The following is a 23,861-nucleotide window of genomic DNA, read 5'->3' as shown; positions in this document are numbered from 1 at the left end:
TCGCTTGAACGTCGAGTGCGAGGTGGGTATGGGTGTCGGGGAGCATGAGGCGAAGGCGGCCCTGTTCGATGGGTTCGCGCAGGTGGCCAAAGCGCTGTCGACGGGACGCCGCGTCGAGTTGATCGATGTGCTCGAACAAGGCGAGCGCCACGTCGAGGAACTGGCCGCGGCGATCGACCAGAGCGTCGCCAACACCTCCTTCCACCTCCGTGCCCTCGCCGCCGCCGGTCTGGTCCGCACCCGCCGCGACGGCAACCGGGTCCACTACCGCCTGGCCTCCCCGCAGGTCGCTGCGCTGTGGTCGGCGCTGCGGGACGTTGCGATCGCACACCACGACGAGATCGATGCGCTCGCTGTCGACTATCTCGGTGACCGGTCCGGTTTCGAACCGATCGGACGAGCCGAACTCGCCCGACGTCTCGACGACGGCGACGTCCTCGTCATCGATGTCCGGCCCGAACCCGAGTACGCAGCCGGACATATCGCCGGCGCCCGCTGCATCCCCCTCGACGACCTCGACCGCCACCTCGCCGAACTCCCCGACGACCTCGAGGTCGTGGCGTACTGCCGCGGCCCGTTCTGCGTGTATGCCGACGACGCGGTCCGCCGCCTCACCGCTGCAGGGCGCCTGGCGCGCCGTCTGGAGGACGGCTTCCCGCAATGGCGCAACGCAGGCCTTCCCGTCGCGGTCGGCGCAGGCGTAGGTGGTCGATGATGGCCTCACAGGAGCACTGGGACACGATCTACCAGACCCGACCAACCGAAAACCTCGGCTGGTATCAGCCGTCACCGTCGACCCTCGATCTCGTGTTGCGCTACTCGACGCCGACCGATCCCGTCATCGACATCGGCGGCGGCGACAGCCACATGGTCGACGAACTCGTCGCAGCCGGCTATCAGGACGTGACGGTCCTCGACCTATCCGTCGCTGCACTCGAACGATCCCGGACACGGCTCGGCGAAGCCGCCGACAACGTCGCGTGGATCCGTGCCGACATCACCGACTGGGAACCGACCTCGACCTGGTCGCTCTGGCACGACCGCGCCGTCTTCCACTTTCTCGTCGACCCCGATGATCAGCGTCGCTATGTCGAGACAGCGCGGCGAGCCATCGCGCCCGGAGGCCATCTCGTCATGGCGACGTTCGCTCCCGACGGCCCTGAGCAATGCGCCGGCCTGCCGGTGCAGCGCTACGACGCCAAGGCCCTCGCAGATGTCTTCGGCTCGGGCTTCCGGCTCGTCGAACACGCGGAGGTGTCAGGGCAGGCAGTCGAGGTCGGGGATCGTCGCCCCTACGTGGTCGTGGTGCTGCAGCGGCGGTGACGGCCAAGTCGTCGATTCTGCGGTCGCTGCCATGGGTTCGGTAGGGCCTGGGTGTGTCCGGCCGCCGAGGCGCAGCCCTCGGTGGCTGACCTGCATGGGCCGCATCGGTGAGCCCGTTGCGGCGTCGGCGCCTGCCGACTGTTGTATGAGTGTTGACGACTAAGTAGTCATTGTTCATACTGTGTTGGTGTGGGAAGTCGAGGTCACCGACGAGTTCGCGGGTTGGTGGGTGACGCTCGATGCCGATCAGCGGGCGGCGCTCGGTGTGCGGATCGACCTGTTGGAGAGTCGGGGGCCAGATCTGGGGCGGCCGTCGGTCGATCGGATCAAGGGGTCGCGTCATCACAACATGAAGGAACTGCGGGCCAGCGAGGGTGGGGCGTTGCGGGTGCTGTTCGCGTTCGATCCGCGTCGGCAGGCGATTCTGTTGCTCGGGGGCGACAAGTCCGGCCAGTGGGCGGAGTGGTACGAGTGGGCGATCCCTGCGGCTGATGTTCTCTATGACGAGTACTTGGATGAGCTCCGTGAGGAGGGGTTGATCGAATGAGTGGACACACGAAGTGGTCCGAGCTTCGGGACAAGATGATGGAACGGCCCGGCGCGGCTGAGCGGGTCGAGCGGGCGCGGGCTGAACTCGATGAGGAGCTGCGTCTGTATGAGCTCCGTCATGCCGAGGCGTTGAGTCAGGTCGATGTCGCCGGCAGGTTGGAGATCACCCAGAGCGCAGTGTCCAAGCTCGAACACGCCGAGGACGTCCGGGTCTCGACGCTGCGGGACTACCTCGAAGCGCTCGGCGCTCGGCTCGAGCTGGTCGCAGTGTTCGACGACGAGGATCGTCGGGTGCCGGTGCATCTCGGCAAGGAACCGGCGGCCTGACCGTGCCTGCTCACGGAGCGTGGCCGACCCGAGGAGACTCCTTGAGTCTCGGCATCTACCAGGGATCTACCGAGACACCGGTAGGCAGGGGGGAGTAGAGGGGAACAGCAGGGAAGCCGGAAATGGCTGATGAGCTGGGAAAACACTGCTTGGCCTGGGGAGACCTGGAAGACCGACAACGGTCTCATAACCCGAAGGTCGCAGGTTCAAATCCTGCCCCCGCCACCGTGGGGTCACCGCACCTTCGACGGAGCGTACGCCCCGGATTTCTCGTGGCGGTCAAGTGCACCCTGGAAACACGGGACTGGAGCTTGGAGATCTGACCGAGCCGGCGACGAGTGAGTCGTCACAAACCTCGGTGTTCGATCATTCGGTCGAGGAGCGCGGTGAGCCGCCGGCTCTCGGTGAGGGTCAGCGCGTCGGTCAACGATGACAGCAATCCGGCGGCCTCGGTCGCGCCGAGGCTGAGCGCTTCGGCACCTCTAGGGCTGAGCGTCACGTGGACGCTGCGAGCGTCATCGGGGTTGGGTTCGCGCTGGACGAGCCCGCGCGTCTCGGTGCGCTCAACGAGTCCTGATACCGATGACCGGTCGAGCCCGAGCGCATGAGCGAGTTCGGTGATCGTCATGCGCCGATCGCGCAGGATGCCGATCATGCGAAGTTGCGTGAGGGACAGATCGTGTTCGGCCGCGACTCGGGAGAGCGCGGCCATGACTGCGAAGGCAACGGCGCCAAGCGCTTCGATCAGGTCGGCGCGTGAGGTGTCGGGTTCAGTTGGCATATATGGTATTACCCCATAAATTGGATGGTATTACCACCATAGTTGTTCGACTCTGGCTCAGGCCGCCGATCGACACGCCGAGTCGTCGAGGAGATCGACCGTGACCCACGAGCTGACACTCCTACCCCTCGCTGCTGAAGCGTTCACGCCGCCCACCGACCGTGACATGAGTCCGTCAGAGCGACGCGAATTCGTACGAACTCATCGGACCTGCGTGTTCGGGACCCGGCGTAAAGCCGACGGACCGGCGATGTCGGTCGTCTACTACATCCCCACCGAATCAGGGGAACTGCTGGTGTCCACGATGCGCGACCGGGGCAAGTCCCGCGTCATCGCCCGCGACCCGAAGGTGAGCATCTGTGTGCTCGACGAGCGCTGGCCGTTCTCCTACCTGCAGGTCTACTGCAACGCCGTCGTGGACTCGGATCCCGATCTCGTCGTCGACGTGATGATGGCGGTTGGTGGTCGGATGTCCGGTGAGCCGCTCGGCGACGACGCCCGCCCGTTCGTCCAGGCGATGGCCGCCGAGGAAGACCGAGTCGTGCTGCGATGCACCCCGTACAGCACGTTCGCTCAACCTCCCCGGCACCTCCACCGCAACGACCAGGAGGATCGCATCACGCACTGGCGCTCCGGCATCGTGGCATGGGACGCACCCGACGAGTGACACGACTTTCATCCCGAAGTTCCTCGACGACGGTGTGATCGTGGTGGCGCTTGGTGAGATGGTCGATGTGAATCATGGAAGGGCTCCGTTCGGGTGGTCGTGGTCGTGTTGATGCCACCAGGCGGCGAGGTAGGTCGCGGCGGCGAGGAAAAGGCGCCCGTTCGCAGGGTCATTGGCGCGGGCGTCGAGGCAGGCGAGGGTGTACTTGGCCAGATGAGCATCGTGGTGGGGTGCGGCGTTGTCGATGAGCTCCTGGGTGATGGAGACCTCCTGTTCAGACGTGGCGTGCCAGGCAGCCGCCGCTGCAGTGGAGGGGTCGAGGTGCGTGACAACCACCTCGCTGGATCGATGAGGCGGGTCTGGCTCCCAACTCGGATCGATCGGCCCGGTGCTCTGTGTGGCGCGGAATCCGAGCACGTAGGTGGCGGCGATGTCGATGGCACGCCGCGAATCAGCGGCTCGGTGGGCGATGGCCAGTGCCGCTTGGGGCAGCGTCAGGCAATGGGTCCAACCGTAGGGGGCACTGGCCGGCTCGTCCTGGAGCATCGACATGGCCGCGAGCGTCAGCAGTTGGCGGCGGGCCTCGTCGATGGGCAGGTCCTGGGTGACATCCGCCAGTAGTCGGTGGGCCAGTCCGGTGTCGTCGACGAGCGCCATCGTCGGCTGCACGAAGTGACTGGAAGGCTCACGGTCCGCCTTGGGTGAGACGAGCCGATCGGTCAGCGACACCTCGGACGCCGCGGGCCGCTGCTGGTTGAACCACCGCAGCTGCCAGTCGGGATGCCGGGCGATGTCGCCGACAAGGGTGCGTGCCATCAGCGCCGGGTTCATTCGGGCCGGCCGGAAGCGGGGAAGCAGTTCCAGGAGGATGGCGCCGTGGGCGGCGCCCCCGAGTTGGGGGAGCACGATGTCGACGAGGTTGTCGACGATCTGGTCCTGGTCTCGGCGGGCGCACAGGGCGACGAATGCATGATCCGCAGTTGCTGGATCGCCGTGGCGCAGAGCGTCGGCGAGAGCATCGAGTGGACGTTCAATCGGTGAGATGTCGGCGATGGTTGCCGTAGACGCCCCGGTGGTGGCCCAGGTGGCGGCGACATGTGCGATGCGTTGTCGCGCCGATTCGCGCCGAGGTCGCGAGACCATGGGAAGTAGCTGTGCTCGCGCCATCAGCTCCAGCGGTGCGTGAAGGGTGAAGGAGCTCGCCTCACCATCGCGCGGCACCGACAACTGTTCGCACGCTGCGTGGAGCAATTCGGCGTCGGTCATCTGGTCGAGTCCACGGGACGTCCACGCGCTGGCGATGTCGTGGGGTTCGAGCTGGCTGAGCGGGTCTTGGCTTGCAGTGTTCACGGGACGGTCTCCTTTCCGAGCGGGTCTTGTTCAAGTCGTGACGACGGTTCGGCCGGTGCCGTGTCCGGTTTCGACATGGCCAATGGCTGCGGCGGTGTCGCTGAGTTCGAAGGTGCGGCCGACGATCGGGCGGACGGCACCAGTCCGTGCGAGTTCGACCACGGCTGCCAGGTCATCCCCGTCGGGCTTGGAGAACAGCGGCACGAGGCGCTGCCGCGTGAACGGCGACAGCGCCGCAGCAGCAGCGAAGCGACGCATCCCGGTCAGCGACCGCGGGTTCTGTCCGCCGACCACGACGAACGTGCCCGTCGGTGTCAACGCATAGCGGAGGGCCTGGATTGGCCGGCTGCCGACGAGGTCGATGATCACGTCGTAGCGGCCGGTGTGGGTCGCGATGTCGTCGACCTTGTAGTCGACGAGATGGTCGGCGCCGATCGACCGGACGAGATCGAGGTTTCGTGCCCCGGCCACCCCCGTCACCTCGGCTCCGTATGCCTTGGCGATCTGCACGGCGAAGGTGCCGACGCCTCCTGATGCGCCGATCACGGCGACGTGCTGTCCGGCCTCGACCCGGGCGGCGTTGCGCATCGCTTGGAGCGCGGCGACCGCAGCCGTTGGGATGGCGGCTGCCTGTTCGACATCGATCGAGTCGGGCCGATGGACGGTCATCGATGCGGGAACGACGGCGAACTGTGCGAAGGCTCCGGTGCCGAAGCCGACGATCTCGTCGCCGATGTCGATGCGGCTGACGCCTTCGCTCAGCGCGATCACGGTTCCGGCGATGTCGGTCCCGAGCACCGCTTGCCTGGGGCGTGTCGTGCCGTATCCCATCAGGCGGGCGAGGTAGGGCCAGCCGCGCATCTCGAGGGCGTCGCCCCGGTTGACGCCGGCGGCGCGGACATCGACGAGCACGCTGCCAGCAGGAATTGCCGGTCGGTGGATGTCCTGGAAGTGGAGGACATCGGGGGATCCGAAGCGGTCTCTGGTGATGGCTTTCATTTCGTAGCTCTCGTGTGGTTGTGCGTGGGCGTTCCGGTGGGGCGTTGCTGGGGCGGGCGTGGTCATGACGTGGCTCCGACCATTCGGTTGTCACCCCTGCTGGCATCAACGAATGGGGTGGCGCCGCGTGCGGTCAGGTGCTCGAGCCGGCGACCCTTGGTGAGGAGCCACAGGGCGAACCAGAACTCGGCGACGAGGGCCGGGGCCAGCACCATGGGTGATGCTGAGCCGTCGTAGCTGGGGATGAGGAAGAAGCTGAAGGTGTCGATCAGGTAGCCGGCGCCGGCAAGTCCGAGGAGCACGCCGAGCGGGCGGGGCATCTGCCGCGATGCGAGAGCCAGGTAGCCGACGATGAGGGTGCTGACGCCGAAGAACGCCAGCCCGAGGATGTACCCGTACTTGTGGGCGTCGAGGTACAGCAGTGCCAAGGTGTCGGTCTGGTCGGCGCCAAATGTGCCGAGATAGTCGGCGTCGTCGATGATCCGCACTGCCTGGAACATGTTGAGCAGATTCAGTCCGATGACTGCGGTCTGGGTCATCCGGAAGGCCGCCGCAAGAATCGACAGTGTCTGGCTGAGCGGTCGGAGCAGTTGGTAGAGGACGACGGCGATGGCGACATCGGCGATGAACATGACGATGTCGGCGGCGAGTCCGGCTCGGAACAGCATGCGTGAGTCGATGATGTTCTGGGCCGTGGCGCTCGGGTCACCCGATTCGATGAGCTGTGAGCGCACGCCGACCTCGGCGAAGAGGCCGCAGGCGATGATGATCACGTAGAGCACGCCTGCGGTTCGTGCGGTCGCGAATCGTGAATGTGGCGCTGCAGCTGTGTCGGCAGTGTTGTGATGGCGGGTGTGGGTCTGGGTGGTCATGACAGGTTCTCCGTCGTGGTGTGTTGTGTTGGGTTGGTGGCTGGGTTGGGTCGTTGGCCGATCCAGATCGCCGTCAGGACCAGTGCTGCGCCGACCAATTGGGCCGGCGTGAGGGTCTGGTGGAGGACGACGAGTCCGGCGACGGTGGCGACGATGGGGCTGATGAGACCGAGCAGGGACACCTGGGCGACGGGGAGTCGGGAAACGCCTCGGAACCAGATCAGATAGGAGATGGCGGCGCCGCCGGTTGAGAGCCAGGTGAACCCGATCAGGTTCTGACTGGTGAGGGATGGGGGCGGCCCTTCGACCGCGTACGCGATCGGTGCGAGTAGGACGCCGCCGGCGATGAGTTGCCAGCTGGTGAAGGCCGCGAGTGGGACCGGCCGTCCCCAGTGCTTTGTCAGGACGACACCAGTTGCCATGGAGAGCGCACCGGCGAGCCCGGCGAGGACGCCGACGGTGTCGAGTGCCGCGCCCGACCGCAGCACCAGCAACCCGACTCCCGCGACTCCGAGGATGCCGGCGACTGCGGTCGTGCGGCGGAATCGCTCACCGAGAATGGGGATCGCGAGTCCCGCGGCGACCAGCGGTTGGATCGAACCGAGGGTGGCGGCGACGCCGCCCGGGAGTCGGTAGGCGGCGACGAACAACAGCACGAAGAAGGCGCCGATGTTCAGCGCGCCGAGCACCGCGGCCTTCCACCACCACGAACCGGTTGGGCGCCGCCGCGTGATCGCAGTCAGTGTCAAGCCAGCGGGAAGCGCCCGGAGCGTCGCTGCCAGGAGAGGCCGTCCCGATGGCAGGAGCTCGGTGGTGACGATGTAGGTCAGTCCCCACGCTGCTGGTGCGAGGCCGGTGATGATCGGATCGAAGCGCCGGTCCGTCGCTCCAGACGCCGACGGCGCCACGGTTGCGTGCCGCTCGATGGTGGCGGTCATGACGATCTCCTCTCGTGTCGGGCGGGCCAGGCGGCAAACCTGAAATGTCATTCTCAGAAGTATCTTCCAGGCAAGATACTTCTGAGTATCCACACGCAAAGACTTGCTGTCAAGAGTCTTGCTGGTAAGATTCTTGTGTGGACGCAAAACGAGAGACGGATGTGATGGACGAAGTCGTCGAAGAGGTTCGAAGGTGGCTCCCCGACCTCGACGTCGCTGGGCTGCCCATCACCGGTCGGATCCTGCGACTCGCCCGCTACCTCGAAGCCGGTCGAGAAGCAGAGCTCGCCCAGTTCGGACTGACGCTTGGCGACTTCGACATGCTCGCAACGCTGCGGAGGCGTGCGGCCGCAGAGGCGATGAAGATCAGAGATCTGCAGCTTTCGTTGATGCTCTCCTCGGGCGGCACGACCAAACGGCTCGATCGACTCGAAACTGCCGGATTGATCGAGCGACTTCCCGACCCCAACGATCGGCGCGGCACGCTCATCAGACTCTCACCAACGGGTCTCGAGCTGATCAACGAAGCGGTCCCGGCCATCACCCGCTACGAAGCCGATGTCGTGACCAGCGCCATCGGATCCGAACGCAGCCGGGCAGTCGTCGAGAACGGCCTGCGGCAGATGCTCATCGCCAAAGAGTCTGCATCCGCCGAAGCCCCGTAGGCGCCCATCGAGAAGCGAGAGGAGCGAACCCATGCGTACCGCCACCATCGATCCGGAGTTGCTGGCGAACCCAACCGCCGTGCTCGCCACGAACGGGCAAGACGCCCATCCCCAGCTCACCGCCGTCTGGTACATCGTCGAAGACGACCGGATCTGCATCTCGATCGACGAATCGACGAGAAAAGCCAAGAACCTCGCCATCGAGAGCCGATGCAGTGTCTTGACCTTCCATCCCGAGACGCCCAACTATTACGTCGAGATCCGCGGAAGCGCCCGAATCGAGCCCGACCACGACTACCTGTTCGCCGATCGCCTCGGTCAGCGCTATGGCACCGACATGCGTTCCTTCGACAGCATCGACACTCGGCGGCTGCGGGTGGCCATCGATCCGCTGAAGGTCATTGTCACCGACGTCCGAGGCTGACGCTCTGTCTGCACCGCCCGAGCGCTCGACTGACCGGGATCCGTCCGCTGGTCGGCCTCGACGGTCTCGTGCCTGACACGATGTCGTCATGACGATCGAAGTCTCCCATGCCGAACGCGTGATCTTCCCCGACGACGGGATCACGAAGGGTGACGTCGTTGAGCACTACCAGCGGGTTGGTCAACGGATGATCGAACTCGTCGCCGACCGGCCGCTCACCCTCCAGCGATTCCCGAAGGGCATCGCCGTCAAGGGTTTCATGCAGAAGAATGCTGCGGACCACTTCCCGGAGTCGATCCGGCGCTTCGAGGTGCCGAAGGCCGACGGTGGTGTCACCACCTATCCGGTCGTCGATCGGGCCGAAGATCTGGCGTACCTCGCCAACCAGGGCACCCTGACGTTCCACATGTGGGCGAGTTCCGTCAGCGCGCCGGACCACCCGGACTGGTTGATCCTCGATCTCGACCCCACGCCGGGCGACCTCGACGGCGTGCGGCGCGTCACCTTCGCCGTGCGAGACGTGCTCGATGACGCGGGGCTGACCGGCTCGGTGCTAGCGACCGGTTCGTCAGGCTTCCACGTGTGGGTCCGACTCGACCGATCGTCGACCACGGAGGAGACCGTTGAGGCGGCCCGGGCGCTTGCCGGCCTCGTTGCGTTGCGCGTGCCCGACCTCGCCACCACCGAGTTCCTGAAGAAGGATCGGTCAGGGCGAGTGTTCGTCGACTGGCTGCGGAACAATCCGACGGCGACAACGGTGGTCCCCTTCTCGCTCCGCCCGAAGCCGGCAGCCCCGGTTGCCGTCCCGGTCAGGTGGGACGGACTCGAGTCCGCTCGCCCCGACGGGTGGTCGATGCACACGCTCGGGGATCGGCTCGACCTCACGTTCGGGACCTCGCCGCAACGGCTTCCCGTCGCCGCCATCGTGGCGACGGCTCGCGAGGCGGGTGTGGATCTCGACACGTCCCAGGATCGCTTCGGCCGGCGTAGCCGCCGAACGTGAAGCAGAGCGGTCGGTGCAGCCGCTGGACATGAGGCAGGGCGGCGAACTCGATCGCAGCGTCGACCACGTTGCGTCACGCTCGTCGCAGTGGCTCGAGTGCGATGACGTAGTCGGCGAGGCGGGCCGCGGTCTCGATCGCGGCGTCGATGTCGTCGGGGTCGGGAGCCTCCCAGGCCTCGGAGATGCGGCGCCAACGGTCGGCGCCGAGGAACACGCCTGCTTCGGGTTCGTCGCCGAGTTCCGGGCGCCACCGGTGCGATGCGGCGAGAAGCCGATCGAGCACGGCCTGGTTCTCGCCCACCTTTGGGTACTCGGCATGGAAACCGATCTCCAGCATGAGGTCGCCGTCGACTCGGACGAGTTGTGCCTCGTAGTGCTCGCGGGTTGCGCCGTCGTACCAGACCTTGATCCCGCGAGGATGGACGCTGGACTGCATCGTGCCAGCGACGTCGACAGCGAAGCCCTCGAACACGTCCTGCACCTGCTGGAAAAACGACGGTTCCACGAGGTGCCTACGTGTCGGTGCCGGCACCGGACGCCGATGCCGGCGTCTGCCGGGAGGTCACACCACCTCCGCTGCGGCGACGGGATCTTCCTGCGCCCATGCAAAATGCATACGCCCGTGATCCGCGTTGGCCGCCATGATGCCTCCCACCGTCCCGTCGGCCCACGGTGCACCGGGAATCCTCGATGCCAGATCGTCATCGGACAGTTCGGCCAGCAACGCGAGCGTCTCGGCTCTGACCGCTTGACCGATTCGCACGAGTTCCACGAACGATTTGCCGCTGTGCTCGGCCTTCCACTCCTCGGTCCATCCATGGATCGAGGCCATGACCTCGTCCATCGACTGCGGCGAACCATCGCTGCGCAATCGTGGTGGCAAACCTCGATCACCCGAGAGGTGCCGCCGGAACATCTCGTTCCAGTTCTTCTCGATCAGCGATGTGTGCACGAAGTGATCGGCGAACGACCAGCGGCTCTCGGGGTCGTGCTCGCTGAAGGTACGCGGCGCCGTCAATTCCTCGCTCGTCATCGCCCCCAATCGTTCGAGCATCCACGCTCGGTCGCGGTTCAGCTTGATCTCGATCTCGATGCGGTCCATGGACCGAAGCTAACGACATGGTCGCGACAAGTGAAAATTCGAGCCCTTTGCCATCTGCTCGCTGTGAGAGAACGGGGACGGGCCTATCGACGCACTCGCCATCCGCGCCTTCGGCTGGCTGCGGCAGCGAATCGAACGCATCGGAGCATTCGAGGACCTGGTCGAAGCAGGCTGCGAGTTCTTCGGCTGCAATTCCACCGCCGGCGGGGTGTGACCCGACCCGCCTCTCCGACGGTGAGAGGCCACGGAGCCAGATCGGCCCGAAGGAGCCAGATGCCACCGCTTGTGTGAGGGATCGCCAAAGGAATCGTCGTGTCGGTGTGGGCGTGACAAGCTCAGGCCATGAGCTCGTTGCGTCTCGGTATCCATCTCCCCCAGTACGGTCGGGCGGCGTCGCCCGAGGCCATCCGCCGGGTTGCCGTACAGGCCGAGGAGCTCGGCTTCGAAGATGTGTGGGTGAGCGACCATCTCGTTCAACCAGCAGCACAGGACTATCCGTCGCCCTACTTGTTCGACCCGCTGCTGACGCTTGCGTGGGCGGCGGGGGTGACCGAACGTGTCGGACTGGGAACCAGCGTGCTCGTGGTCCCTCAGTATCACCCGCTCCAGCTGGCGAACTCGCTGGCCAGTCTTGATGCACTCAGCGGAGGGCGGGTGACGGTCGCAGCTGGCGTGGGCTGGTCGAAGGCCGAGTTCGAGGCGCTCGGCCAGGACTTCTCGAGTCGCGGCGCCCGCACCGATGAGGCGATCGACATCATGCGTGCGGTGTGGAGCGAGTCACCGGCGTCGTTTCATGGTGAGCATTACGCCTTCGATGACATCAAGGTCCTCCCGCAGCCGGCTCATCGCATCCCGATCTGGATCGGTGGTGGTGCGGCGGCAACCTACGACCGAGCTGTCGCTCGCGGTGACGGGTTCCATGCGATCAGCACGCCTCCTGACGAGTTGGCGAGGATCATCGGCGACCTCCGGGCGCGGTTGGACACCGAGCGGCCCGGCGAGACGTTCACGTTCTCGTATCGAACGGGATGGGATCCCCAAGGGATGGCGCACGAGCAGATCCGCGACGAGACGGCGGCCTATGCCGAAGCGGGCGTGACGCACGTGGTGTCCGCCCCGTGGCGGACCGACGCCGATGCCTGGATTCGTTCGATGGAGCTCTTGGTGGAGATCGTCGAGCCGCAGACGGCTGGGTGACCGGCGAGGGGGCGCCTCACGACTACGTCGTGGGCGGCCCGGTCGGGCGGCCTGACGAGGTTGCCGACGCGTTCGGTTCGTTCCTCGCTCGGGCCAGGAACGCTTGATGAAGCGTGTACTATGACGATAGTCATAGTACACGACGAGGAGGAAGCAGAATGGCCGGGATTCTCATCGAGGCCGAGTCGTTCGGAGACCTCGGTGGCTGGGTCGTCGACTCGCAGTTCGAGTTGCAGATGGGCTCGCCCTACCTGTTGGCGCACGGTTGGGGTCGTCCCGTCGCCGACGCCCGAACGACGATCGACGTCGTGGACGCCGGTAGCTATGCCGTGTGGGTTCGGGCCAAGGACTGGGTGCCCGGTCACGCGCCGGGCCGTTTCACGCTCTCGATCGGCGGCGTCGAGGTTGGTGGCGAGCTGGGCGCCAACGGTCGAGACTGGTCGTGGGAACAGGTCGGAAATGTCGACCTGGAAGTTGGTCCGGTCGAGCTGACACTCCACGACCTCACGGGATTCGATGGTCGATGCGACGCCATCTTCCTGAGCTCCGATGGTGGCGTGCCGGTCGATGGCAGCGGCCCCGATGCTCTGGCGTGGCGGCGATCCTTGCGAGGCCTCCCGGCCGAGCCGGTGCGGGTCGGCGAGTTCGACATCGTGGTCGTCGGCGGTGGGATCGCAGGCTGCGTCGCAGCCCTCACCGCCGCTCGGCGGGGCCGCAGCGTCGCCCTCGTGCAGGATCGGCCGTACCTGGGAGGCAACGCCAGTAAGGAGATCGGGCTGAGCCCTCGTGGTGAGAACGGCGGCATGGTCGCCGAGCTGTCGGCACGCGACGACAACGGTGATCTCGTGGCCCGTACGGTGCTCGAAGCCGAGCCGACGCTCTCGCTGTTCCTGGAACGGCGGGTGTACGCGCTCGAAGCCGAGGGCGGCCGGATCATATCGATCGACGTCCGCCAGGCCATCGCCGGAGTCGAAGAGCGGATCGTTGGTTCGGTGTTCATCGATACGACGGGGACCGCGGCACTCGGGCGGTTGGCCGGAGCCGAGATCCTCACCGGCCGCGAAGCTCGCGGCGACTTCGGCGAGTACTACGCCCCCGATGAGGCCGACGGGGAGCATCACGGCAACACGGTCTTCTTCCGGACTCGGATGGCCGACGGGCCTCGGGAGTTTCCCGACGTTCCGTGGGCGACCGAGGTGTCGAAGGACTATGCCAACCTGAGCGGCCAGCTCGTGGAGCCCGGTCGGGAGAACGGGCCCGGCCCGGCGGCGAACCCCGACGACGAGGTCTTCCAGTTCAACGACGGCGGCGAGGTGGAGGACGACAACCTGCCGGTCATGCAGCTCTTCCCGGCGACCCACTTCTGGGAGTACGGCCAATGGCTCGACCTCGAGGCCGACGGTGAGCTGATCCGAGACCATCTGCTGCGCGCGTTGTTCGGGACGTTCTCGAACGTGAAGCGCCTCGACCCAGACGCGTACGCCAACCTCGAGTTCGATTGGGTGGCGTGGGTGCCGGCCCAGGGTGAGTTCCGTCGCTACAAGGGCGACTACGTGCTGACAGAGAACGACATCCGCTCCCACACGGTCTTCCCCGACGCCGTCGTCCAGAACGACGGAGCGTTCTGCATCCACATCCCGAACCAGCCGGGGGAGGGGCGCTACGACTTCCGTCTGAAGGACTGGGTGTGGGACGTGCGGGACCACAAGCCGTATTCGATCCCGTTCCGCTGCCTCTATTCCGCCAACGTCGACAACCTGATGATGGCCGGCAAGCACATCAGCGTGACCCGGGTGGCCGGCACGACCACCAAGTTGATGGGCAATGGCGGCCAACACGGCGCCGCCGTCGGCGTGGCCGCCTCATTGTGCGTCGAGCACGACACCACCCCGCGGGGCGTGTACGAGGAGCACCTCGCCGAGTTGCAGAAACTCGCTGGGGAGTTGACAGGGTGCGGTCACCTCCATGAACCCACCGGTGAACGCGACGCGCAGCTCGGTGCTCGCGAGTCGGCCGAGCGGCACATCGGCTACGTGCTCGATGGCAACATCCAATCGATGCAGGGCGACTACGTGGGGAGCACGTTCCACAATCTGATGGGCGTCGGCGGGCTACCTCCACGGCACACGACCGAGGCCGAGATCGTCGAAGAGGACACCGAAGACGAGTCCACGGTGTTCCGCATGCGCTACTCGAGCGCACACGAAGCGGTGGGGCTCGAGACGCGTTGGGAACGGATCGGGCCGGACTGGAAGATCACGGCCGCCCGGCCGGTCGAGGTCTGACGAACCGAGGGAGGAGCGGAGCAATCAGCTTCCGTACGCGAAGGGTTCGCCGAGGTCGAACCATGCCGCCATCTTCGGTGAGGTGGTCTCCCAGTTCGGTTCGAACAACTCGAGGAGGACCCGGTCAGGCGCCTCGACCATCAGGTAGTTGCCGTCGGGAAAACGCTGGACACCTTTGGGAAGCTGGACACCCTCGGCCTGCATCGCCTCGGCGAGTGCATCGAGGCCGCGGATCACCAGGCCGACGTGGTTGACGGCATTGCGTTCGGTCGAGCGGGGCGGCTGATCGTAGAAGTGAAGTCGGCCCGAGCCGACGGCGACGAAGATGTTGCGGGCGCCGGCGTAAGTGAAGTCGGCGACCACCGTTGCGTCGAACCAACGACGGTAGAACTCGAGTGATGCCTCGATGTCCGATGCCATCAGGTGGGTGTGGTGGACGGATGCCTGCCAGTCGGTCATGTTGCTCCTCGTCGTTCCCGGCGAGCACTGCCCCACCGCATGATCTGATGGACAGCATAGTTCGGGATGGCTGCCAGCTTGCACGTCTGCTTCCTGTGGCGGCCTCAGCGCTTGGTCGATTCGAGCAGCAAGGCCGCCTCGTCGCAGGCCGAACGAAGCGGCTCGGCGGAACCAGTGGTACGAGCCAGCAGGAGTCCGCCCTCGATCACGCTGACGATGAGTGTCGCCAATCGTCGTGCTCGCGCGGGATCGAAGCCGTCGCGCAGGAGTGAGCCGACATAGAGCGATTGCCAGTTGGAGAAGAAGTCTGCGCTGACTTCTCGCAGCGCCTCGTCGGTGTTGGCTGTCTCCAGCGCGACCGTGGCTACCGGGCAACCCATCGCAAAATCGGACTCCTCGAGACCCGTGGCCAGGACGTCTGCGGTGCGGCGGATCGCCTCGGCGGTGTCGGTGCCGTGTTGGATCGCCTCCGCTGCACGTTGAAGGACGCGGTCGCCCGAGTAGACGAGCGCCTCACGTGCCAGCTGATCTTTCCCCTCGGGGAAGTGGAAGTAGATCGATCCTCGGGATGCCCCGGCTGCGTTCACGACGTCGAGCAACGAGGTGGCCTCATACCCGTTCGCCGCAAAGAGGCGGGCCCCGGCGCGGATCATCTCCCGGCGTGTGTCATTCCGTGCACCCATCTGGTCACTGTACGCCGCCAGGTGCGAGTGGTCAGCGCCCGCCGGTACGTTGCCGAGGCCCCCAAAATGGTCTGTCGACCATCCGAGCATGGGCCGGTCGACCTATCGTCGGGGAGTGAGGTTGCTCTCCGGCCTGGGCAGAACGGCGACTAGTTTCGCTTGCCGTGCGGATGATCTCAGCAATGCTCGGTTTGTTCACCTTCGTGGCGATGACGCCGGCGGCTGCGTCCGCCGGCTCGCTGGAGCGGCCGGCGCCACCCACCGGTGCTCGATGCTCCGATGGTGGTGACGACCTCTCGGTCTCGTGGAGTGCTTCGTCGGATGCCGGCCTGGTGGACGCCTACAACATCTATCGGGGGGTTGGATCCAATCCGCTGGCGACGGCCACGCCCGAGGTGGTTGCGACCGTCGAAGCCGTTCCGGGAGGGGCCGACTACGCGTGGACCGACGTCGACCGGCCCTTCGGCACCTACAACCGCTATTTCGTGCGCGCCGTCGCCGGAGGGGCGGAGAGCTGGCGCTCCAACGACGTTGTCTGCTTCGCATCCGACCCGATTCCGCCCACCAAGCCCACGTACTTGCGGGTGTCGAGAGTCGACACCGGTCTCATGTTCGAATGGGATCCTGCCACTGATGAGACGGGGATCGAGAGCTATCGCCTCAGTGCCGGCAGTCGGGGCTACGACCGCGTCGTGGCCGAGGTGTCGGGCGACCAGACGAGCGCAGTGGTTCCCCTCGAACTGTTCGTGGCCGGTGGCGAGTACCGATTCTGGGTACGCGCCCATGACGGCTACAACAGCAGCGGGGCGTCGAACGCTGTCATCCTGATACCCACGGCCGACACCACTCGCCCGGGGCGTGCCTCAGGGCTGACGGTCAACGTGACCGAATTCGCCAACGAACTCGAGTGGTTGCCCGCGGAGGACAACGGCGCGGTCAGCCACTACCTCGTCTACCGCTCGGTCGACGGTGCCGAGTTCGAGGTCGTCCACGAGACCCCCGTCGCCTGGACCGAGTGGCAGGACCTCTCCGTCGAACCCAACCGGACCTACGCCTACTATTTGCGAGCGGTTGATTTGGCCGGAAACATCGGTTGGCGGAACGGCATCGTCGCGGTTTCGACCGGCCCGGCAGAAGACTCCGCGCCGCCGACGTTCACTCGATTTGGCAGTGCTGGTGCCACCGCCGCTGCGATCACGATGGGTTGGGAGGTGTCCGACAACGTCGGTGTCACTGGTCTCTCACTGTCGGTGTACGACACCGATGGAGTTCTGGTTGCCGTGGCTCACCCGCCGGTCGACACCGCTTCCTACACGGTCAACGGGTTGCGTTCGGCTACTCGCTACTTCTTCGTGCTCGAGGCCCGCGATGCAGCCGGCAACGTCGGCACGAACCGAACCAGCGCCTGGACCGAGTCCATTCGACCCGAGCCGGTCCGCAACATGGCGGCGGTCGCAACTGCCGAGGGCGTCGCGCTGTCGTGGGACGCGTCGGTCTCGGATGTTGGCATCCGCGAGTACTGGGTGTTCCGGGCTGTGAACGGTGGCGACCATGTCGAGATCGTGCGAGTCACCGAAACGTCCTATCTCGACGTTGCGGTCGAGAAGGGTGTGACCTACAGCTACTACGTCCGACCGGTCGACACCTTTGGCTTCCCCGGATGGCGCAACGGCTTCGTCGTCGTGCGCGCCGCCTGAGCATCGGGTCATCTCCGAGCATGGAGAGAACGGGCGTCGGAGGCGTCAGTTCAGTTCACCGACCAGACGGTGCAGCATCCGCCGTGCTGCGAGTCCGGCGCTGAAGCTCGAAGCGAGAGAGGCGAGGTGAGCGACGCTCATCGGGCCGCTGCGCGAGACTGTTGCGATGGGACGCCGGTTCGTCGAGCCAGCCGAGCGAGCCTCGTCGCCGGGAGGGTGGGTCTGCCCGCGAGGCGAGAGACCGGCGTGGTCATGGACGCCACCAGGTGGAGCTGTTCCACGGTTGGACCGAATGCCAAGAGCTGTCCGCTTCTGGTACCACATGCCGCTCGTTGACCGCTGGGCCTATGAGTGGATGTGGTCGCGTGGTGGTTGGGACGTCGAACCGTGGCAGCCGCCGGCGGCACCTCCGGGAGCTGGTGTTCGGGAGCCTCGTCGACCCATTGCGCCGGCGGACCGTCGATCTCGAGCCCGTCGGCCTCGACGTGTGACGCACGGAGGCTGACCAGTAGCGTCGGGCGATTCGAAGGGCTCCCCGCCCTGGGGGTGGATCTGCCCTCGTGCCGCAAGCCCAGCATTCCTACTGTCGGTGGTATGCGGCGAAGGATCTCAGCACTGTGTGTGGCGTCGATGGCGCTCCTCGGCACGCTCGGCCTACCGAGCCCGGCGGGAGCACTGGAACCGAGCCGAAGCGGTTCGTCTGCGATCTGGCGGTGTCGGCCGGCGGGTTCACCGCAACCTCGACGACGGCCGACGGCTCGGTCGACCGATACGTCGTGGAACGCAATGTCTTCGGCCGATGGTGGTGGCGGGGTCGGACCGACGGGGCTGGTCGATCGTTCGTCGACGGGGTCGCCCCCCAGAACGCAGCTCGAGCCGACTACCGGGTGGTGGCCAAGGCAGCGGACGGCACGGTGTTGGATCGTGTCGACTGCGGGCTCTCGCCGGGGACTCTGAGGTGCATCGTGACCTTGACGGCGTCGGGTTACGAGATCCGGGTCGACACGGCGTTCCTCGGTCCGGACGCAGACATTGTCGTCCGTCGCTCGGTGGCGACCGGGGGCCCGGAGTACTGGCGGGGTCGAGTCGATGTGTCCGGCGACATCGTGCCGTATGCCGACGGCCCGTCTCCGACGGGCTCAGCCGACTATGCGGTGTGGGCACGTGTGGACCGTCGGATCGTTGCCGGCGCCGACTGCCCGGCTGATGTTCTCGCCCGCTCCTGTGTGACCCCCGTGCCGAGTGCCCGCGCTACTCGGTTCCCGGCAAACCCCGAGCCCGAACCCGAGATCGCTGCGGCGGTGCTCGCCCTCGATCCCGTCGCTCAGCAACTTCGTGTCGGCCCTGATGGGCGGGTGTTCTACCTTCGCGGACTCGAGCAGCGCGACTTCCTGGCTGATCTGCGGGTGTACGACCCGGCAACCGGTACGGCGACCACCCTGCTCGAGACCGGCAACTTCCTCGATCTGCTCGACATCCTGTACATCGACGACGCTGGCGGCGTGTACCTGCTCTTCGACAGCAACGAGGGGATCTCGCTGCGGCGGCTTCGTCCGGACGGGTCGATGGAAGACCTTGGGTCCGACGACGGCACACCGGACCTACTCTGGGTGATCGGCCGAGTTGCAGACGGACGGGTGCTGCTACGTCGCACCGAGACTGACCTGAACGGAGCTCTCGTGCAGCGTTTGGTCCTACGCGATGCGGCATCGGAGAACCAGACCGTCGTGGTCCAGCTCGACCCGTCGACCGCTGTGAGCTCGCTCACCACCGACGGCGACATCGTGTTCGTACGCTTCGGATTTGGTGAGCCGCTCCGGTACTTCGTCGCATCGGTGGACTGCATCGCCAGTTCCTGAGCCGGGCACTCGTGCGGTTGGACCCTGGGCGCACGCGCCGTGGATCGGCGGGCGCATGTAACTCCAGTGTGTGGAGGGCGTCGGGACGAGCATGACCTTCCGCGGCCTGGATCATCTGGTCGAGCGACACGGCACGGCCGACAAGTCCTATTTCGACGGCACACATCGGTGCCGGCATCCAGTGGAGACGCTCGAGCGGTGGCGGCCCGAGATGGCTCGGTTCGGCATCACACGGATCGCTGATGTCACCGACCTGGACGTCATCGGGGTTCCGGTCCATCAAGCGATCCGTCCGAACGGTCGCAGCCTCTCGACGTCACAGGGCAAAGGAGCAACGTCGGCTGCCGCTGCCGTCTCGGCCTTGATGGAGGCCGCCGAGCTGTGGCACGCCGAGCACCACCGACTGCCGCTGCGACGGGCGTCGATCGACGAACTCGAGCGCGAAGGGGTCGCGACCGCCGACCTCGGACGGGTCCCACGGCGGGCGGACACCCAGCTCGATCGACACCGACCGTTGCTTTGGGTCCCGGGAGTCGACCTCGTCAGTGGCGAGCCCACGATGGTGCCTGAGTTGTTGGTGTCGATGGATCACACCCCGCCACGGGACCCGCTGACCGACCACTTCGCCGTCTCCAGCAACGGCCTGGCGTCAGGGAACCACATTCTCGAGGCCATCGCCCATGCGCTGTTCGAAGTGATCGAGCGCGATGCCTGGGCGATCGAGGTCGATCGACGTCAACGTTGCGGCGACCACGTGGCGATCGATCCGGAGACGGTCGACGATCCGACGGTGCGCGATCTTCTGGCCGCAGCGTGCGCTGCCGACGTCGGCATCGAGCTGGTCGACATCACCTCGGACCTCGGGATGCCGTGCTTCTCGGCGACCGTGTACGAGGACGACGACGCACCCCTGCGTCGGGTCCCACCGTCGTCAGGGGCCGGATGCCACACCGATCGGGGCGTGGCCGCCTGCCGAGCCATCTCCGAAGCGATGCAGACTCGCCTGACCGTCATCGCCGGTTCACGCGACGACATCACCGAGGAGCTCCACACGGTACGGCGAGTGTCGACGGCGGCCGGTCAGTTCCAACGCCAACTCCGGCGCCGGCCTCGCACCGGGTCGTTTCTCCAAGCCCCCACACACGAGACTCGTTCCGCGGCCGACGACGTCAGTCTGGCACTCGAGTCGTTGGTGACCGCCGGCATGTCGCAGGTGGTCGTCGTCGACCTCGCGATGCCAGACATCGGCCTACCGGTCGTGCGAGTGATCGCCCCCGGCCTCGAAGACACCGACGGCCATGGGACCATCGACCGGATTCATCGGCTGACCGAACGGCAGCAGGCATCATGAGCGCCTCGATCGCGGTCTTCCTCGGTCCGTCGCTGTCGACCACCGAGGCCATTGAGATTGCGCCCGACTGCACCATCCATCCGCCCGCAGCCTGCGGCGACGTCTATCGGGTGGCCGCCACCGGACCCGACACCATCGTGTTGATCGACGGTCTGTTCGAGTCTGTCCGATCGGTGTGGCACAAGGAACTCCTCTGGGCACTCCAGGCCGGCATTCGGGTCATCGGGGCGTCGAGTATGGGAGCGTTACGGGCGGCCGAGTGCGCAGCGTTCGGAATGGAGCCGATCGGTCGAATCGCGAACGACTATCTCGCTGGCAACCGCAGTCGCGATGGCGATGTGGCCGTCGCCCACCGAGAGGGTGACGGTGCGTGGAGCGCAACGTCGGTGCCACTGGTCAACGTCGAGGCGACCTCGGAAGCTGGTGCTGCCGCCGGCGCCATCTCCGACGAACAGCGAGTGCTCATCGACGAGGCTGCAGCCCAGCAGTTCTATGCCGAACGGACCTGGCCCTCGATCATCGAAGCGGTGCGCGAGGTCGATGCGGCGGCGGCGATCGCACTGGAACAGCATCTCGCCGACAACGGCGTCGTGGACCAGAAGGCCGAAGACGCTCGCGCAGCCCTGCGAGCCGCCATCGATCCTCGGAACGTCGGCACCGACGGCACGTTCCTCGAGAGCTGGAGGCTCTCGGAAACCGGCTATTGGTCGAGGGCCCAGGCGTCGTTCAGTGCGCAGAGGTCAAGCTCGACCGACGGCGCGCTCGTTGCCATGGCGAATGACGAGCTTCGCCTTGACCCCGAGCAGCATCGCCGGAGCACGATCGACGCTCGGCTCCGGCTGTTCGCCCGGCGCTGGGCCGGCGCCGCCGGCGTTCGATTCGACGCGCACATGCTCGCCGAGACTCGCGCCGGACTCGACCAGCACCTCGGGACCGGATGGGTCGATGCGCCGCACTTCGACGAGACGGGTGTGGCCGAACTGGTGGAAGCCGAGACGGCATTTCGCTGGGCCGATGACCGGTCGAGGCACGAGGCCGACCAGGATCTGTTCCGTATCTCGCAACTCTGCGGTCTCGCCGGCGACTATGCGACTCGAGCGCGCGACAAGGCTGCGGTGCTCGACGAGACCGGTACGACCGATGCCTCCGTTGCTGTCGATGGCGATGCCGTCGAAGTCCTTCGCTGGTGGCTCGAGTCCCTCGGCCGTTCCCTGCCCTCCGATCTGGCCGGCTTCCTCGCCGACCACGGCTACGACGACCTCGACGCCCTGCTTCGGGCCGTTCGCCGCGAGCGTGCGTACCGCGAGCAACGGCAGTCAGCTCCGCCACGCCCCTGACCGGCTGGCGCAATTTCGTCGGCGCTCAGCCATCGAGCGCGGCGGAGGCAAGCCCGGCGCGAATGACGGCGACGTGATCATCGATGTCACCTGTCGAAGCCTGCCGCACGATCCGGCGGGCCCGTTCCAACGGGGCGGACGCAATGGCCGCGCCGATCTCGTCGCCCGCGAGCGTGAGCGCACCTCCGTCGGCCGGCATCGTGAAACGCGGGTAGTGGGCGGCGAACACCGTGGCACGTTCGACCGCGGCGAAAGCGCCGCCGATGGCGTCGGGGAGCGCTGGAGGAAGGGCCGACAGCATCTTGGCGATGGCCTCGAGGCGTCCCGTGTCGCCGCCGGCCAGCGTCGTGGGTCGTAGCGACTGCGCGATGGCGGCGTCGTAGTGACGCGACGGACGCAGGATCACGCGAGGTCGAGTCTCGCTGAACACATCGAGCGGAGGGTCGGTCTCGCACATCGCCCGGTAGCCCGATCGGAAGCCCTCGCAGAACGCATCGATCGTTGACGGGGACCATGTCGCCAGGCCATTGGCAACACGTTTGCGGGCGCGATGTCTCGATGCCGTCTGCGGCCGACGGCGGACGGCATCGGTGCCTAGCCCAGTCCACGGTCCCGGCTCTGTGAGGCGAAACTCTGCGGCGAGCCCGCTCGGCTCGACGTAGCCGCCGAAGGCCAGCCACCCCGTATGGTCCGGCGACGGCCGTTCCGCTACTGAGCGCGAGCGTCGGGGCCGCAACACCACCTCGGCGTCGAGGACGACCGGTCGGTCACCGTTGATGTGGATGTTGCCGACATGGAGATCGGCCGAACCGAGCAGGGTCGTCAGCGCCAGCAACGTGCCGGCGCACCCCAGGTAGCGTTTGTGCGCATGCCCGTCGACAGGTGGGCAGTGCGGGATGTACTCCATGTACCCGTAGTCGGTGCGCTCGATGACCAGCGGTGGGCGAAGGTCGCTGTCGACGACTCGATCGAGCCAGCCGACCAGTTCGGCGAACGCAGCATCCATGTCGACCGGTCGCGCCTTGTAGACGATTATCACGCCAGCTTTGCTTCCGAGCGCTGCGGACCCGCCGACGAGCCCATGGAAGGTGCGGACCGGGAGTTCGAATCCGAACCGCTCCGACAGCATTGGCGCGTCGGCAAGCAAACGCTGAACGAGCCCCCTTGCTTCTGCCACTCGCTCGGTGAGGCGCTGCTCGAGCAGCGCTGACAACGCCGGGATCGAGGTGAGTAGCTCGGCGAGCCCCCCATCTTCGAGTTCGCCGAGGAATCGGTCATGGTCGCCTGTCGCCTCGGCGGCCATCGAACGGCGCCACCGAGCCCGAGCGAACCGATCGAGTAGGACATCGCCCGCAAGATCGGCGAGGTCGTCGGCGATCGAGACGACGAGCGCCGGAACGACGCCAGGGTCCAGCACCGCATCGTCGAGCGCACCGAGTCGTTCGTGGACGAGCGGATCGAAGGCCCGTGCGAACGGACTCTGCCGCCCGACCGACCGGTGCGAATCGGCCAGAATGGCAGCTTCGCCTCCGGATGGCCGGGCGGTTGGGGTCACCAGCGTGTTGCGGTGTGCAGCATCATGTTGCCGAGCACGACCGGACCACCGATCTTCTGCCGCTGCCACGTGACCGGCGCGACTTTTGCCTCGCTTGGAGAGGGCAGCGGTTCGCTTGGCTGGCTGAAACCGACGACGTCGGCGTCGAGGCCGAGCGAGGAGCGCATCTCGCCGGCGATCTCATCTGGTACCCGGTACGACTCCAACTCGGTCTCGGGAATGAAGTAGGTGCCGGACGCGGTCGCAATGACCGCTCCGGTCACCTCGGGGTTCTCTGCCATCGATTCCATCTCCTCACTGGGTCGGGTGTCTCCCGAGCGGCGACACCACTCGGGTCCATGACGCCGGTTGACGCCCCCGGTTACGCGATCGTCCGGTCGGTGATGCCGGACGGTGCAACGTGAGCGGCGACGACCACGGAGCCACACCAGGAGGGTG

At 66.4% G+C, this 23,861-nt stretch carries 25 protein-coding genes; 14 read left to right on the top strand and 11 right to left on the bottom strand.

All coding sequences use genetic code 11. The features are described 5' to 3' along the window. Positions 1–4: 4 nt before the first annotated feature. From R2733_07035 to R2733_07020, 4 genes are all read left to right on the top strand, one after another. Positions 5–715, top strand: coding sequence for a metalloregulator ArsR/SmtB family transcription factor (locus R2733_07035; GenBank protein MEZ5376257.1), 711 nt, complete (start codon positions 5–7; stop codon positions 713–715). Further along, positions 712–1,323 carry a class I SAM-dependent methyltransferase gene (locus R2733_07030; protein ID MEZ5376256.1) on the top strand — a complete coding sequence of 204 codons (612 nt, stop codon included), beginning with the start codon at positions 712–714 and terminating at the stop codon, positions 1,321–1,323. The genes R2733_07035 and R2733_07030 overlap by 4 nt, the downstream gene beginning before the upstream one ends. A 187-nt stretch (positions 1,324–1,510) precedes the next feature. Further along, complete coding sequence (locus R2733_07025) at positions 1,511–1,870, top strand: type II toxin-antitoxin system RelE/ParE family toxin (protein MEZ5376255.1); 360 nt, start codon at positions 1,511–1,513, stop codon at positions 1,868–1,870. After that, the gene (locus R2733_07020) at positions 1,867–2,199 is read left to right on the top strand and encodes an XRE family transcriptional regulator (GenBank protein MEZ5376254.1); all 333 of its coding nucleotides are present in this window, start codon (positions 1,867–1,869) and stop codon (positions 2,197–2,199) included. Before R2733_07025 ends, R2733_07020 begins: the two co-directional genes overlap by 4 nt. Positions 2,200–2,545: 346 nt before the next feature. Here R2733_07020 and R2733_07015 read toward each other — a convergent pair whose 3' ends face one another. Further along, on the bottom strand, positions 2,546–2,980 hold the full coding sequence (locus tag R2733_07015; GenBank protein MEZ5376253.1) for a MarR family transcriptional regulator: 435 nt from the start codon (positions 2,978–2,980) through the stop codon (positions 2,546–2,548). Between the two features lie 100 nt (positions 2,981–3,080). Here R2733_07015 and R2733_07010 point away from each other — a divergent pair, with 100 nt between their 5' ends. After that, positions 3,081–3,647 (top strand): pyridoxamine 5'-phosphate oxidase family protein, encoded by a 567-nt coding sequence (locus tag R2733_07010; GenBank protein ID MEZ5376252.1) that lies wholly within the window; start codon positions 3,081–3,083, stop codon positions 3,645–3,647. A gap of 72 nt (positions 3,648–3,719) precedes the next feature. On the opposite strand, the gene R2733_07005 is transcribed toward R2733_07010, so the two are convergent. Genes R2733_07005 through R2733_06990 form a run of 4 tightly spaced genes read right to left on the bottom strand, consistent with a single transcriptional unit; the run spans position 3,720 to position 7,806 of the window. After that, positions 3,720–4,997 (bottom strand): hypothetical protein, encoded by a 1,278-nt coding sequence (locus R2733_07005; GenBank protein MEZ5376251.1) that lies wholly within the window; start codon positions 4,995–4,997, stop codon positions 3,720–3,722. 30 nt (positions 4,998–5,027) lie between these two features. Then, entirely contained in the window at positions 5,028–6,062 is a 1,035-nt protein-coding gene (locus R2733_07000) for an NAD(P)-dependent alcohol dehydrogenase (protein MEZ5376250.1), read from the bottom strand. Continuing rightward, positions 6,059–6,868, bottom strand: coding sequence for a DUF4386 domain-containing protein (locus R2733_06995; GenBank protein ID MEZ5376249.1), 810 nt, complete (start codon positions 6,866–6,868; stop codon positions 6,059–6,061). The genes R2733_07000 and R2733_06995 overlap by 4 nt, the downstream gene beginning before the upstream one ends. After that, entirely contained in the window at positions 6,865–7,806 is a 942-nt protein-coding gene (locus R2733_06990; GenBank protein MEZ5376248.1) for an EamA family transporter, read from the bottom strand. Before R2733_06990 ends, R2733_06995 begins: the two co-directional genes overlap by 4 nt. A gap of 137 nt (positions 7,807–7,943) precedes the next feature. Here R2733_06990 and R2733_06985 point away from each other — a divergent pair, with 137 nt between their 5' ends. The 3 genes from R2733_06985 to ligD all read left to right on the top strand — a co-directional run bounded on the left by R2733_06985 (position 7,944) and on the right by ligD (position 9,898). Further along, a complete protein-coding gene (locus tag R2733_06985) occupies positions 7,944–8,471 on the top strand; it encodes a MarR family transcriptional regulator (protein MEZ5376247.1) in 528 nt (175 codons plus the stop codon). 31 nt (positions 8,472–8,502) lie between these two features. After that, entirely contained in the window at positions 8,503–8,895 is a 393-nt protein-coding gene (locus R2733_06980; protein ID MEZ5376246.1) for a TIGR03618 family F420-dependent PPOX class oxidoreductase, read from the top strand. A gap of 88 nt (positions 8,896–8,983) precedes the next feature. Beyond that, positions 8,984–9,898, top strand: coding sequence for a non-homologous end-joining DNA ligase (gene ligD / locus R2733_06975; GenBank protein ID MEZ5376245.1), 915 nt, complete (start codon positions 8,984–8,986; stop codon positions 9,896–9,898). 73 nt (positions 9,899–9,971) lie between these two features. Here ligD and R2733_06970 read toward each other — a convergent pair whose 3' ends face one another. Both R2733_06970 and R2733_06965 read right to left on the bottom strand, forming a co-directional pair. Continuing rightward, positions 9,972–10,403, bottom strand: coding sequence for a hypothetical protein (locus R2733_06970; GenBank protein ID MEZ5376244.1), 432 nt, complete (start codon positions 10,401–10,403; stop codon positions 9,972–9,974). A gap of 57 nt (positions 10,404–10,460) precedes the next feature. Next, entirely contained in the window at positions 10,461–11,000 is a 540-nt protein-coding gene (locus tag R2733_06965; GenBank protein MEZ5376243.1) for a DinB family protein, read from the bottom strand. Positions 11,001–11,342: 342 nt separating this feature from the next. Between R2733_06965 and R2733_06960 the strand changes: the two genes are divergently transcribed. Both R2733_06960 and R2733_06955 read left to right on the top strand, forming a co-directional pair. Next, on the top strand, positions 11,343–12,197 hold the full coding sequence (locus tag R2733_06960) for an LLM class F420-dependent oxidoreductase (GenBank protein ID MEZ5376242.1): 855 nt from the start codon (positions 11,343–11,345) through the stop codon (positions 12,195–12,197). A gap of 158 nt (positions 12,198–12,355) precedes the next feature. Continuing rightward, positions 12,356–14,482 carry an FAD-dependent oxidoreductase gene (locus R2733_06955; GenBank protein ID MEZ5376241.1) on the top strand — a complete coding sequence of 709 codons (2,127 nt, stop codon included), beginning with the start codon at positions 12,356–12,358 and terminating at the stop codon, positions 14,480–14,482. 24 nt (positions 14,483–14,506) lie between these two features. Here the strand turns inward: R2733_06955 and R2733_06950 are convergent, their stop codons facing one another. Both R2733_06950 and R2733_06945 read right to left on the bottom strand, forming a co-directional pair. Next, entirely contained in the window at positions 14,507–14,941 is a 435-nt protein-coding gene (locus R2733_06950) for a VOC family protein (GenBank protein MEZ5376240.1), read from the bottom strand. A gap of 104 nt (positions 14,942–15,045) precedes the next feature. Next, entirely contained in the window at positions 15,046–15,624 is a 579-nt protein-coding gene (locus R2733_06945; protein MEZ5376239.1) for a TetR/AcrR family transcriptional regulator, read from the bottom strand. Between the two features lie 164 nt (positions 15,625–15,788). Between R2733_06945 and R2733_06940 the strand changes: the two genes are divergently transcribed. From R2733_06940 to R2733_06925, 4 genes are all read left to right on the top strand, one after another. After that, positions 15,789–17,321, top strand: coding sequence for a fibronectin type III domain-containing protein (locus R2733_06940; protein MEZ5376238.1), 1,533 nt, complete (start codon positions 15,789–15,791; stop codon positions 17,319–17,321). 560 nt (positions 17,322–17,881) lie between these two features. Further along, a complete protein-coding gene (locus R2733_06935) occupies positions 17,882–19,180 on the top strand; it encodes a hypothetical protein (protein ID MEZ5376237.1) in 1,299 nt (432 codons plus the stop codon). Between the two features lie 91 nt (positions 19,181–19,271). Then, positions 19,272–20,531, top strand: coding sequence for a YcaO-like family protein (locus tag R2733_06930; protein ID MEZ5376236.1), 1,260 nt, complete (start codon positions 19,272–19,274; stop codon positions 20,529–20,531). Beyond that, complete coding sequence (locus R2733_06925; GenBank protein ID MEZ5376235.1) at positions 20,528–21,868, top strand: TfuA-like protein; 1,341 nt, start codon at positions 20,528–20,530, stop codon at positions 21,866–21,868. Before R2733_06930 ends, R2733_06925 begins: the two co-directional genes overlap by 4 nt. A gap of 25 nt (positions 21,869–21,893) precedes the next feature. On the opposite strand, the gene R2733_06920 is transcribed toward R2733_06925, so the two are convergent. Beyond that, positions 21,894–23,423 (bottom strand): DUF4135 domain-containing protein, encoded by a 1,530-nt coding sequence (locus R2733_06920; GenBank protein ID MEZ5376234.1) that lies wholly within the window; start codon positions 23,421–23,423, stop codon positions 21,894–21,896. Beyond that, the gene (locus R2733_06915) at positions 23,420–23,704 is read right to left on the bottom strand and encodes a hypothetical protein (GenBank protein ID MEZ5376233.1); all 285 of its coding nucleotides are present in this window, start codon (positions 23,702–23,704) and stop codon (positions 23,420–23,422) included. Before R2733_06915 ends, R2733_06920 begins: the two co-directional genes overlap by 4 nt. Positions 23,705–23,861 lie beyond the last annotated feature (157 nt).

This window comes from Acidimicrobiales bacterium (assembly GCA_041394265.1).
Taxonomy (GTDB): Bacteria; Actinomycetota; Acidimicrobiia; order Acidimicrobiales; family SZUA-35; genus JBBQUN01.
Note: the sequence above shows the minus strand (reverse complement) of the source record. Positions and strands in the feature narration are given on the sequence as shown.